9 protein-coding genes and 1 pseudogene are annotated in these 12028 nt (G+C 62.3%); 8 read left to right on the forward strand and 2 right to left on the reverse strand.

Annotation, left to right across the window (positions count from 1 at the left end; all coding sequences use genetic code 11):
• Window positions 1–3 precede the first annotated feature (3 nt).
• The 8 genes from kdpC to AC1RCS_RS11190 all read left to right on the forward strand — a co-directional run bounded on the left by kdpC (window position 4) and on the right by AC1RCS_RS11190 (window position 9433).
• The gene (gene kdpC, locus AC1RCS_RS11155; RefSeq protein WP_492244626.1) at window positions 4–576 is read left to right on the forward strand and encodes a potassium-transporting ATPase subunit KdpC; all 573 of its coding nucleotides are present in this window, start codon (window positions 4–6) and stop codon (window positions 574–576) included.
• A 59-nt stretch (window positions 577–635) separates the two neighbouring features.
• Window positions 636–3431: a DUF4118 domain-containing protein gene (locus AC1RCS_RS11160; RefSeq protein WP_492244625.1), complete on the forward strand. Its 2796-nt coding sequence runs from the start codon at window positions 636–638 to the stop codon at window positions 3429–3431.
• Window positions 3403–4107 carry a two-component system response regulator KdpE gene (kdpE, locus tag AC1RCS_RS11165; protein ID WP_255591049.1) on the forward strand — a complete coding sequence of 235 codons (705 nt, stop codon included), beginning with the start codon at window positions 3403–3405 and terminating at the stop codon, window positions 4105–4107. The genes AC1RCS_RS11160 and kdpE overlap by 29 nt, the downstream gene beginning before the upstream one ends.
• Window positions 4108–4302: 195 nt before the next feature.
• Window positions 4303–4647 carry a hypothetical protein gene (locus tag AC1RCS_RS11170; protein ID WP_492244624.1) on the forward strand — a complete coding sequence of 115 codons (345 nt, stop codon included), beginning with the start codon at window positions 4303–4305 and terminating at the stop codon, window positions 4645–4647.
• Between the two features lie 81 nt (window positions 4648–4728).
• Window positions 4729–4851: a hypothetical protein gene (locus AC1RCS_RS11175; RefSeq protein ID WP_255591048.1), complete on the forward strand. Its 123-nt coding sequence runs from the start codon at window positions 4729–4731 to the stop codon at window positions 4849–4851.
• Complete coding sequence (locus tag AC1RCS_RS11180) at window positions 4848–5960, forward strand: GNAT family N-acetyltransferase/peptidase C39 family protein (protein ID WP_492244623.1); 1113 nt, start codon at window positions 4848–4850, stop codon at window positions 5958–5960. Before AC1RCS_RS11175 ends, AC1RCS_RS11180 begins: the two co-directional genes overlap by 4 nt.
• A gap of 1 nt (window position 5961) precedes the next feature.
• On the forward strand, window positions 5962–7494 hold the full coding sequence (locus AC1RCS_RS11185; protein WP_492244622.1) for a RimK family ATP-grasp domain-containing protein: 1533 nt from the start codon (window positions 5962–5964) through the stop codon (window positions 7492–7494).
• A gap of 286 nt (window positions 7495–7780) precedes the next feature.
• A complete protein-coding gene (locus AC1RCS_RS11190) occupies window positions 7781–9433 on the forward strand; it encodes a hypothetical protein (RefSeq protein ID WP_492244621.1) in 1653 nt (550 codons plus the stop codon).
• Between the two features lie 176 nt (window positions 9434–9609).
• On the opposite strand, the pseudogene AC1RCS_RS11195 reads toward AC1RCS_RS11190, so the two are convergent.
• Together AC1RCS_RS11195 and AC1RCS_RS11200 are read right to left on the reverse strand one after the other, a co-directional pair.
• Window positions 9610–10173: pseudogene (locus AC1RCS_RS11195) on the reverse strand (HAD-IC family P-type ATPase); the annotation flags it as partial.
• Window positions 10174–10711: 538 nt separating this feature from the next.
• Complete coding sequence (locus tag AC1RCS_RS11200) at window positions 10712–12004, reverse strand: hypothetical protein (protein WP_492244620.1); 1293 nt, start codon at window positions 12002–12004, stop codon at window positions 10712–10714.
• Window positions 12005–12028 lie beyond the last annotated feature (24 nt).

Below are 12028 nucleotides of genomic sequence, written 5' to 3' on the forward strand. Positions count from 1 at the left end.
TCCATGAAAAACATTCTTCGCCCAGCACTTGTCGTGTTTGTAGCCCTCAGCGCGCTGACGGGCTTGCTGTACCCCTTGGCCGTTACCGGAGCGGCGCAGGCCGTTTTCCCCCACGAGGCTGCGGGAAGCCTTGTGCAGCGCAATGGCCAGGCCGTTGGCTCTTCGTCGATCGGCCAGAATTTCACGGAACCCGCGCATTTCTGGGGGCGTCCGTCGGCCACGGCGCCCATGCCCTACAACGCGACGGCGTCGGGAGGCTCCAACCAGGGGCCCCTCAATCCGGCGTTGAACGATGCGGTCAAGGCCCGCGTGGAGGCGTTGCGCGCGGCCGACCCCGGCAATCTGGCGCCAGTGCCCGTGGACCTGGTGACGGCGTCCGCCAGCGGTCTGGATCCGCATATCAGCGTCGCGGCGGCACAGTACCAAGCCGCCCGCGTGGCGCGGGCCCGCCACGTCCCCGTGGCGAGTGTGAATGCCCTTGTCGACAAGCTCACCGAAAAACCGCTCCTGGGCCTGCTTGGCGAACCCAGGGTGAACGTACTGGCACTGAATCTTGCCTTGAATGATGCACGGTAGCAGCGCATCCCGCCTTTTGCCATTCTTGCCCATGGGGCCCGCTTGGAGCCAGGCACGCCATGGCTGACATGCAGCGCCCAGACCCCGATGCGTTGATCGCGCAGCTGCGCGCGCAGGAGGAGCAGACCACGCGCGGCAAGCTGCGCATCTACTTCGGCGCCAATGCAGGGGTGGGCAAGACCTGGGCCATGCTCAGTGCGGCGCAGCGGGAGCGTGGCGCTGGCCGCGACGTTCTGATCGGGGTCGTGGAAACCCATGGCAGAGCCGAGACGGCGGCCTTGCTCGCGGGATTGGATGCATTGCCCCTCAAGGAGGTGGAGTACCGTGGCCGGCTGCTCCTTGAATTTGACCTGGACGCGGCCCTTGCACGCAAGCCGGCCATCCTCCTGGTGGATGAGCTTGCCCACTCCAACGTGCAGGGATCCCGCCATGCCAAGCGCTGGCAGGATGTCCAGGAACTGCTCGCCGCGGGCATCGATGTGTGGACTGCGCTCAATGTCCAGCATCTGGAGAGCCTCAATGGGACCGTGGGTGCGATCACGGGGATCAGGGTCCATGAGACGGTGCCCGACACCGTGCTGGACGACGCGGACGAAGTGGTGCTTGTCGACGCCACCCCCGATGAACTGATATCCCGCCTGAGTGCAGGGAAGGTGTATGTCCCCCAGCAGGCTGAGCGTGCGGCCCAGAGCTTCTTCCGCAAGGGCAACCTGATTGCCCTGCGCGAAATCGCACTGCGCCGCACCGCTGAGCATGTGGAGGACGACGTCCTGGGATGGCGGATCGAACAGTCAGGCACTCCCGGCGAGCGCGTGTCTGCCGCCTGGAACACCTCGGGCAGCATACTGGCGTGTGTCGGGCCGAACGAAGATGCCGCGCAGACCGTGCGCGCGGCCGCGCGCCTGGCAGGGCAGCTCAATGTGAAGTGGCATGCCGCATACGTGGAGACACCGCGCCTGCAGAGGCTGGACGCACCGCAGCGCGACAGGATTCTGGCCGTGCTGCAACTGGCGCAGGAGCTGGGCGCCGAGACGGCGGTGCTGACGGGCGACCACGTTGCGCCGGCCCTGGCTGCACAGGCGCTTCACCTCAATTGCGCCACCCTGGTCCTGGGTCGTCCTGCGCCGCGGCGCTGGTGGCAGAAGTGGCCTTCGACCAGGGAGGTGGGCCGGGAAATCGCGGGACTTGCCCCCTCGCTTGATATCGTGGAAACGGCGCGCGCGGGTAGTTCGAGGCGGTTGCCGCAGGCACTCTGGAGCCACAAAGTCGGCGTTGAGGCCAGGGAAACCGACGAGGCCGCACACCCGCGCTGGCAGGGCTTCCTCTGGGCGCTCGGTGCCAGCATTGCGGTCACGTTGATGGCGACTCTGTTGCACGGCGTCCTGGAGTTGACCAACATCGTGATGCTGTACCTGGTCGGCGTTGTCGGGGTCGCCATGCGATTCGGGCGCGTGCCTGCGGCGATGGCCGCACTGCTCAATGTGCTGGCCTTCGATTTCTTCTTCGTATCACCGCGGCTGTCTTTCGCGGTCAGCGACGTGCAGTACGTGGTCACTTTTGCCGTGATGCTCGGGGTGGGACTTCTGGTGGGACAGCTCACAGCCGGCCTCAGGTTCGCGGCCGGAGTGTCCAACAGCCGGGAGCGCCGGGCCCAATCGCTGTTCGAGCTTGCGCGCGAGCTGTCGGCGGCCCTGGAGACGAGCCAGGTCATCGAGATCGGCGCGGCGGCTGTGCAGGGGCATTTTGGCGGCAGGGCGGTGGTGGTTGCATTGGACGCGTCGGACCGCCTTCACTACCCCGATGATCTGCCCCAGGAATTTGACAAAAGTGTGGCCGACTGGACCTTGCGGCAAGGACAGAGCGCGGGGCTGGCCACGACCACCCTGGCGGCGCAGGCATGGCGCTATGTCCCCCTCAAGGCGCCCATGAGGGTGCGCGGTGTGCTGGCGCTGGAGCCCGCGCACCCAAGGTGGCTGCTGATTCCGGAGCAGGCTCAGCAACTCGATACCCTGGCCCGGCAGATCGCCATCGCGCTCGAACGTGTGCACTACGTCCACATCGCGCAAAAGGCGGTGGTGGACATGGAGTCCGAGCGGCTGCGCAATGCCTTGCTGGGCGCTGTCTCCCATGATGTGAGAACACCGCTGACGGCGCTGATCACGCTGGCCGAATCGCTCAAGGGGTTGCCGACGGAGGAGCACGATGCCGTGGCACAAGCCATCGTGCATCAGGCGCACCAGCTCAACGCGCTGGTCAGCAACCTGCTGGACATGGCCAGGCTGGAAAGTGATGTTTCGGGACAAAGTGTCCACTTGCGGCGTGATTGGCAGTCGGTCGAGGAAGTCGTGGGCGCCTCGATACGCGCCGCCAAGCCCGCGCTGAAGGAGTTGACCGTTCGCACGGAAATCCCCGCCCATTTGCCGCTGGTGGAGTTCGATCCCGTCCTCATTGAGCGCGTGCTGGTGAATTTGCTTGAGAATGCCGCCAAGTACGGCGCACCGCCCGTTGTCATCAAGGCGTTTGCGACAGAAGGGAGTCTGGTGTTGACCGTGACGGACCACGGGCCTGGCCTGCCACCCTCTGTGCGTGGCAAGGAACACCTGCTGTTCGAGAAATTCACCCGGGGACAGGCTGAATCGGCGACACCGGGCGTGGGCCTGGGGTTGGCGATCTGCAAGGCGGTGGTGCACGCGCACGGCGGAACGATCTCCGCTGCCAGCGCAACCGGGGGCGGGGCGGAATTCACCATCACGCTCCCGCGCCGAGAGCCTCCCCCCGATCCCGATTTGGAAGATATGGAGCGGGGCGTTGCCGCCCCGGGATACGATGCAAATACGTACCGTGCTGGTGGTTGAGGATGAGCCGCAGATCCGGCGCTTCGTTCGCAGTGCGCTCGAAGCAGAAGGATGGCAGGTTCATGAAGCCGCGACGGTGCGCGAAGGACTGTCTGCGGCGGGTACCCGCCAGCCCGATCTGCTGGTGCTGGACCTGGGATTGCCTGACGGCGATGGCATTGACCTGATCCGCGACGTGCGGGGCTGGTCCGCCGTGCCGATCATCGTCCTGTCTGCGCGCACCGATGAGGCCGACAAGGTCTCCGCACTCGACGCTGGAGCGGATGACTATCTCACCAAGCCTTTTGGTACGGGGGAGCTTCTGGCGCGCGTGCGTGCCAATCTTCGCCGTCCGCGTGCGGCGACAGGAAATGGGCTCACCGTGGATGGGGTGGAGCCAGCGTTTCATTTTGGCGACGTGGAGGTGGACCGCAGCGCTCGGCTGGTACGCAAGGGCGGGGTTGAAGTCCACCTGACGCCGACCGAGTACCGCATGCTGTCGGTGCTGGTCGCCAATTCGGGAAGGGTCATCACCCAGAAACAGCTGCTCCGCGAAGTGTGGGGGCCGATGCGGTCGGACCAGAGCCACTACCTGCGCATCTACATGGGGCATCTCAGGCAGAAGCTCGAGGCAGATCCGGCGCAGCCTCGTCACCTGCTGACTGAATCGGGAGTGGGGTACCGACTCGCGGTGTGACTCCACAAGCGATGAACTCCAGGGCTGCAGCGGTGCGCCTGGCGCGTTTCCCCCATTGCGTGATGTGGCCGCGGAATTTGACAACGAATTGACGGCTGGCCCCCCAGTTTTTACGAACGATTTACACCAGTCTTTCTAGACTGGGTGCATGTTCAACAGATGCCACTGCCCCTTTTTTTGAAGGTGGCCCCCGTGGTGAAAGACATGCTGCAAACATATGCAGGGATCAGCCTGCACCGGGTGGCCATGCTGCCCTTCCCCGGGGAGTGCGACGGCCCGGCCTCTCTGGTGGCGCTGCCCCTGGTCGCTTCATGCACCGACGCACAGGATTTGCGAAAGACACTTCATTTGGCTCTGGGCGCCCGGTTGCGGGGGTACCGAATGTGTATGGACAGGCCCCGCGAGCGGGCAAGTCTCAGCTTGCTTGTGCAACGCAAGGATGTATTGCACACCGTGTGCTGCGTGATGCGCGTGTTGCCGCACGCCGAGTTTGGCCGCGTGGTGAAAGTCGCTGGTGCTGAGGAATTCCCGTGCCATTGACATCGCTCCGCATCCAGTGGACCCCATCCATGGGAGCGTGGCTGTCGGATCGCAGGCGTTGCGATCCCGGAAGGTCGATCCATGGATGACTGGGTGCATGTGTCGCTGGCGCTGCTGGTACTGCTGGTTCCGATCGGCGTCGCGTGGATGGCATTGAAGCTATCTGACCGGGGCGCGCGCAAATCCGGGCGCGGTCTTCGATGAAGCCGTCTTCCCATCGGAGCAAGGTGGAGCCGGCGAACCGTGGCGATCTGGTCGCGCTGGATCGGCTGGAGCGCGCGGCTTTCGAGAACGACAGAATCTCGTTCAGAAGTTGGCAACGCATGCTGGCCAGCCCGTCGGCCCGCGTTCTCGTGTGCAGATCGAGCGAAGTCTTGGAGGGGGCCTGCGTGGTATTGCGCCGCAAGGGATCCTCTGTAGCTCGCCTGTACTCGATCGCTGTGGCGTCTGCCGCAAGGGGTTCCGGCATGGCCGCTGAACTTTTGACCGCGGCGATCAGGGACGCGCGAGAAGCCGGGTGCGCGGTTTTGAGGCTGGAGAGCAGGACTTCCAATGTCTGCGCACACCGCCTGTTCCTTCGCCATGGATTCGTGGGGATGGGCCGCAAGCTTGCCTACTACGGCGATGGCGAAGCCGCTTTGTGCTTTCAGAAGGATCTCTTCGACGACGCGCGGGCGCGAGAAGGGAACGCCTCTCGGGTGCGGCACTACGCCCAGACGCTGGATTTCACCTGTGGGCCCTGCGCATTGCTGATGGCCATGTCTGCCGTGGACCCGTCCATCCCTGTCAATCAAGCCGCCGAAATCCGCCTATGGCGTGAGGCCACAACGGTCTTTATGGCGGCGGGCCATGGTGGGTGTGGTCCTTTCGGACTTGCGCATGCGGCATTGCGCCGCGGCTTTGACGTGTCGGTCTATGCAGCGGCTGGCGCATCACTCTTCATGGACAGTGTGCGCGACCCTCTCAAGAAAGACGTCATCCAGCTGGTGGAAAACGACTTCCGGTTGGAACTGGAGGCTCACCGTGTTCCTGTCCATGCCCGGCCCGTCTCTCCCGAAAGCGTGATTGAGCAATTGCGCATGGGAAGCCTGCCCATTGTCCTCATCAGTCTGTGGCGGCTTCACCGGGAGAAAACGCCACATTGGGTGGTAATCACCGGCTTTGACGGCGCGGTTTTTCGCCTTCTGGACCCTATGGCGCGTTCCAGTGACCCGGACGGCGGAGTGTCCATCAGCTTTGGTGAATTCAAGAAGATCGCCAAATACGGGCGCCGCAGGCGCACTGCTGCGGTCGTCATCTCCGGAAAGAAATAAATTGTCTTCAGAACATGTGATCGTGGTGGAGAAGCTCGCAGACTTTCGATGGAGCGAGCCCGAGATCAGAGTCATCACCGCCGATCAATTCGTCGCGGAGGAGCCGGATGCCCGGGGGCGTTTTCGCAAGGTCACGAACCTTTGCCGGACTTATGGCTACCTCAGCATGGGCTACTACTGCTCCCTGCTGGCGGAGGCGCGTGGCGACCGGGTCACCCCCAGCGTGGACACCATACTCAGCCTTCAGCGCAAGCGAATGCAGCCTGATGAAGCGTTCGTGCAGCTCAATAGGCTGGTCGGTCCGCTGAAGGAAATCCCCGGCTCCGTGAATACGCTGACCTTGCATGTGTTCTTCGGGGTCATGGAGGACCCCGTGCTGGCGCCGCTGGCTCGAAAGAGCTTTGAACTGTTCCGTTGTCCATTGATGGAGATCACCCTCGAACGGCAGGAGCAGTCCGCAAACTGGCAACTCGGCGGAATACAGGCGTTGGACCTTCGCGATGTCGAGCCTGCGCGCGATGAGGTCTTTGTTCGAGCGCTCCGCCAGTACACGCGGCGCAGCTGGCGCCCCATGGTCGCCATGCCACTGCCCCGGATGGACCTCGCGGTCCTGCACGATCCGGATGACCCGCTTCCTCCGTCCAGTCTCAGGACGCTCAAGAAGTTGGTTGATGTGGGGCAGGACATGGGAATTGCGGTGGAGCTTATCGAGAAGAAGGACTTCTCCCGCCTGACCCAGTTCGATGCGCTGTTCATTCGGGAAACCACCGCGGTGACGCACCATACCTTTCAGTTTGCGAGAAAGGCTGTCGCCGAGGGCATGCCGGTCATAGACGACCCCGTGTCCATCCTGCGCTGCACGAACAAAGCCTTTTTGGCGGAGCTTCTGCGCGAGCATGCCATTGCCACACCGGTGACGCGCATGGCCAGCCGGCGCACGCTGGCCGGCTTGGAGCACACGCTGGACTACCCCGTGGTGGTGAAAGTACCGGATGGTGCTTTCAGCCGCAGTGTCAAGAAGGCGGAGAGCTTTGAGCATCTCCAGGACATTGCGAAAGGCATGCTCAGGGAATCGGAAATCATCCTGCTGCAGGAGTACATGTACACAGACTTTGACTGGCGCGTCGGGGTTCTGGCGGGGCAAGCGGTCTTCGCGGCGAAGTACTTCATGTGCAATGGGCACTGGCAGATACTGCAGCACACAGCAAATGGCAAGTACACGGAGGGGCGGGTGCAGGGCGTACCGCTGCAAGACGTGCCCACAGAGGTGCTGGCGGCAGCCGTCAATTCCGCGCGCCTGGTTGGCAATGGATTTTATGGGGTGGACATCAAGGCCACGGCCTCTGGTGTCTATGTCATCGAGATCAACGACAACCCCAATCTCGATGTTGGCATGGAAGATGCGGCATTGGGCGACAAGCTGTATTCCACTTTGCTCTCGCACTTCCTGCTGCAGGTGGAACGCCGATTCACATCCACTGCGCAGCGTGGCAGCGCGTCTCGTTTGCAACCTGACGCGGTGGCGCCTGGGTAGTTCGACGCGGGAACATTTGGCGGTTTTTTTACGGACGACGGGCCTGCTCGGAAATGGGCCGATCGCCGATGCGGTGGACCCATCCTCCGCTGTTTTGGTTAGCATGGTTTCCGAAGCCCGGTTTTCGGTAGGTCGCGAGGAAATCCGGGATTGATTTCCTGGCTGCACCACGTGAAATGGGCGCTGGCGCCCACGCCATGACGGCTGAATGAACCGCCAGTCGGCGCACGGTGCCCACGCCGCAAGTGTGTTGCTCGGCATCACGAACCAGACGAAAGGCCACTGCATGTCAACCGAGTCCCATCCCGCCTGCGTGCGGGAGTTGCGCCAGGTCCTGTTGTGGCCCCTGCGCCTGATGCCGGTGCGGGGTTCCGAGGGGCGGCACGCCAAGCCCTGGCAGGTGCTGGCGGACATGGGCGAGGCCTCGCCCTGGCGCGAGGTGGTGGATGAATTCACGGGCGACAGCGATCGTTTTCACGAGCGCCACTACAACGAGTTCGTGACCTTCTTGCCCTACGTGCAGCGCTTCCTGTACGGCGAGGGGCGCAGCCAGAAAGGCAGCAGCGCCGCAGGTTCACCGATGCGGGTGTTCCGGCGCAGCGACGTCAGCGCCGTGCGGGCGGTGCTGCGCCCCGGTGCGCCGCCGATCACGCTCGACATCGTCCATGTGGACCTGTACTTTTTCCTCGACCTGGATCTGGTGCTGCTCAATGTCGAGGTCAGCGCCAGCGACCTGGCGCTGGCCCAGGCGCAGGAACTGCTGTACCGCTTTGGCCGCGGCTACCCCGCCAGCTGGGATGCGAAGGGCCATGCGCAGCACTGCCTGTACAGCGCCGAGTGGCTGGACGCCGCGGGGCAGGTGCTGGCCCAGTCCGATGCCAACCAGCGTGACCTCTTCATGGCCCACGTCAGCAGCCACCGTGCTCCGCGCATCGCGGCCCACTGGGCCTGGCTGCTGGAGCCCCTGGTGAGCGACCATTCCGAGCGCAGTGGGCCTCTGCGCTACCGCCAGATCGAGTACTACCGCATGCCGCAACTGGCCTTTCTGGCGTTGGACGACCCGCGCGCACTGAGCCGCAGCGACTTCGTTCGCCTCGGCCTGGTGACCGGGGCGGCCACCTCCAGCGACGACGCCAGCCTGCCCTATGCCGAAGAGCATCTGGCCGACTTCGAAAAGCGGTTTTGTTACGACCGATTCTGGAGCCACAGTGGCGCGGCTCCCAACACGCGGTATCTTTGCAGCGGCCATTCGCTGCTGGTGCTGGGCGATGCCCACAGCCCGTTTTTTGTCTGCCGCGACCGGGGGGTGCTGGCGCAGTTCCGGCACCAGCATTTCTTGTTGTTCCTGATCGCGCATTTCCAGAAAGCGGCGCTGCTGATGTTCTCGGACCGGCTGGCCGAGGCACTGAAAAACCTGGACATTGCCGACGCCGCCAGCGTGCGCCGCTTCAAGCGCACGATCCGTGACAGCTTTGCCGGCTTTCTGCGCTTCACGCACCGCTACTGGTTCCACGAAGTGTCCGAACAGGCCCAGGTGCGTGCCCTGTTCCGCATGTGCGCCAACCACCTCGGGCTGGACCCGCTGTACACGGAGGTCAAGGAGCGCATTGGCGAAATGAACCAGTACCTGGACGCGGACAGCCTGCGCCGCCAGGCCAACACCGTCGTCAGGCTGACGGTCGTGACCATCTTTGGCCTGATCGGCACCGTGACCACGGGCTTCCTGGGCATGAATTTGCTGGCCGAGGCCGATGCTCCCCCGGGCCGCAAGCTGGGGATTTTTGCCGTCGTGTTTGCCTTGACCACCTTGCTGACGGTTTACACCATGGTCAAGTCCAAACGCCTGTCGGACTTTCTGGACGTGCTTTCGGACGAACGCGCCAGTGCCTGGCAGAAAGTCAAGGCGCTGGGGCTGGTGTGGCGGCGCACAGGAGAATGAGCAATGCATCATCTGTCTCCTTCTTCGTCTTCACTGCACGGAGTCCCTGTGGTAACGCGATGGGGAGCAGCTACCGGGTCGAGCTACCGTTGGCGAAGCAGATCGATATTTGATGGACAGGCACCGAGGGTGGGGTGGCTCAGCGCCTGCGGTTCTTTTTCTGCCGTGGTCGTTCCTCACTTCTTCCAGGACCGTAGCATGAGAGCGTTGGTCACCACACTCACGCTGCTCAGGGCCATGGCAGCTCCGGCCACCATGGGATTCAGCAGTCCCAATGCCGCCAGGGGAATCCCGACCACGTTGTACGCGAATGCCCAGAACAGGTTCTGACGGATCTTTGCGTAGGTACGCCGGGAGATATCGATGGCATCCGCGATCAGCGCAGGGTCTCCGCGCATGAGCGTGATCCCCGCCGCATGCATGGCCACGTCCGTGCCCGTGGACATGGCAATTCCCACGTTTGCAGCCGCCAGAGCGGGCGCGTCGTTGATCCCGTCACCCACCATCGCCACCTGTCTGCCACCGGCCTTGAGTTGGGCCACGATATCCGCCTTGCCTTCCGGCAGCACATCGGCGCGAACCTGATCGATGCCCAAGGCGCGGGCCACCGCGCCTGCGCTTCCCTTGTTGTCCCCGGTGACCAGGACGGTCTGGATGCCCAGGCTATCAAGGCAGGCATGCACCTCAACATTCCCGTCTGGCTGAACGCTCCTGTCAAGAAACTTATCGTGGAAGGCGACGCGGTCGTTAGGGCAACGGTTGGCAAGGAGACCATGGCCCATGCAAGAACCTTTCTGTCTGAAATCGCGGCCTTCGTGGTGGCAGAGCGGCAGATTCTCTAACGTTTTCAAGGGTTTCGAATGATGAAGGGCGTGACGCTTCTGCCAAGGCAGGAAGTCGGGCCACGAGCGAGTTTCTTGCGCTCTAGAGCTACCCCGTGCGCTGCAATCCACCGCGCGATGACCAAGCGTTGCACTCCGCAGTTTTCCCGAGGTTGAGGCCGGCCAACTCATCAGGGATGAGGAGACAGCGGGGCGACGAGCCCAAATAAGGTGATGCGCTCGGTCGGGTGGCAAACAGCATTGCTTCAATGGCGCACCCGGAGGTGCATATCAGATCGCCCTATACCCCATTGCGCGTTGGGTCAGTAGCCAGCGCAATGGCAGTTCGATGCGCAAGAGTTTTACCCCGCGAGCAATTTAAATGCGGCCTTAGCCCAGCATGCCCCACGCGTCTGGTGTGTGGAGCCGCGCCGGGCAATGCTACGGGCGATCCCCGTTACGGCGTGTACGAAATGTTCAAGAACTGATGAAGAATCGTGTTCTTCTCAGGATTGATGGCGGTGAACAAAGGCGTGTTGTTCACCACCTCGAAGTTATCCCCTACGTTCTGGCTCCCGCTGATGTCGAAGAAGCTGTAGTACGCATTGAAAGGGATGTAATTGCCGACCCGCGGAATGACCTTGGGTGGCCGGGGCTGATTGGCGGGGGTTTTATCCAGATAGATTGGATTGGCCAGCGAATCGATCCAGGTGTAGACAGCTTTGCCGGCAATGTTGCCTTGTTCGTCAAAGCCCGCGCAGTAGTCCGCACCCAATACGATCCATTTTCCGCTGCTGGCATGCTGTCTGACATTGTGGGCGTATAGACCCGAGCAGCCCCCGGACTCCCAAAAAATATAGGGTTGTTGGAGCCCGCTATTACCCTGGTACGTACCGTGATTCACGGTGGTCCATCCAGAGCCATTCCAGTACTGCCAGCCGATGGAAGAAGCCAGGTTGGATGTCCGGATCAAGCTGACACCCACAGCATTTTGTCCATTGGCCTTCTGGCTGGAGTTCGTCAGGAACGCGTAGTAGTAAATACCTTCTTTGACGATGTTGGAGGGGTGTGCGAAACCGTAGAACGGCGGAAGAGTCGCGCTCCATGGTTCAGGAATCAACACCATTCTGTTGGAATTGCTGGGTGCGCTGTAGTTGATGGGATTCATCGCCCAGGTGTTGCCGCCATCGGCAGAGCTGATCCAGCCCAGTCCCCAGACGGTGGTGCCACCCGGGGCCAAGAATGGAATGCCATTCACGTAATTCACCGGCAACGAGTACCACTCGTGGTGTGTGAGACCGTAGATGTTCGGATACTGGACATAAGGTGAAAAAATCCAATTCCGCATTTGATAGTGGGATTGTTCTAGGTCCGAATCCCCTGGAGTGATGGTCGCACCATGAACCGTGTTGTTCGGCTCCATTTGCCAGAGATGGCGTGCCCCCCAATTGTTTCCCGTCACCTTGATTCGGTAGTTCTGTGAGTGCGGAATCTGGAAGTAAGTCTCGGAACCGAATTTGTAGGGATTGATGGGGCCGTCAAGCCATGCGCCATAGGACGGCCCCGAGGCTGGAGCACCATTGCACTGCTCGCTGATGTGCTTGTATCCGCACACAGTCATCAGCCCATAGTGATAGTTCCCTGCGATGCCAAACATCGGGTCTATCGTGCCCTGGAAGGTAATGGTCATGTCGTCTGCATAGGCGGCGGATGACATACCGGCAAATGCCACCAAGATGGCTGATGCCATCGCCAAATTTCTCCTCAAGCACAT

This window comes from Acidovorax sp. GW823-FHT01C06, assembly GCF_058798375.1.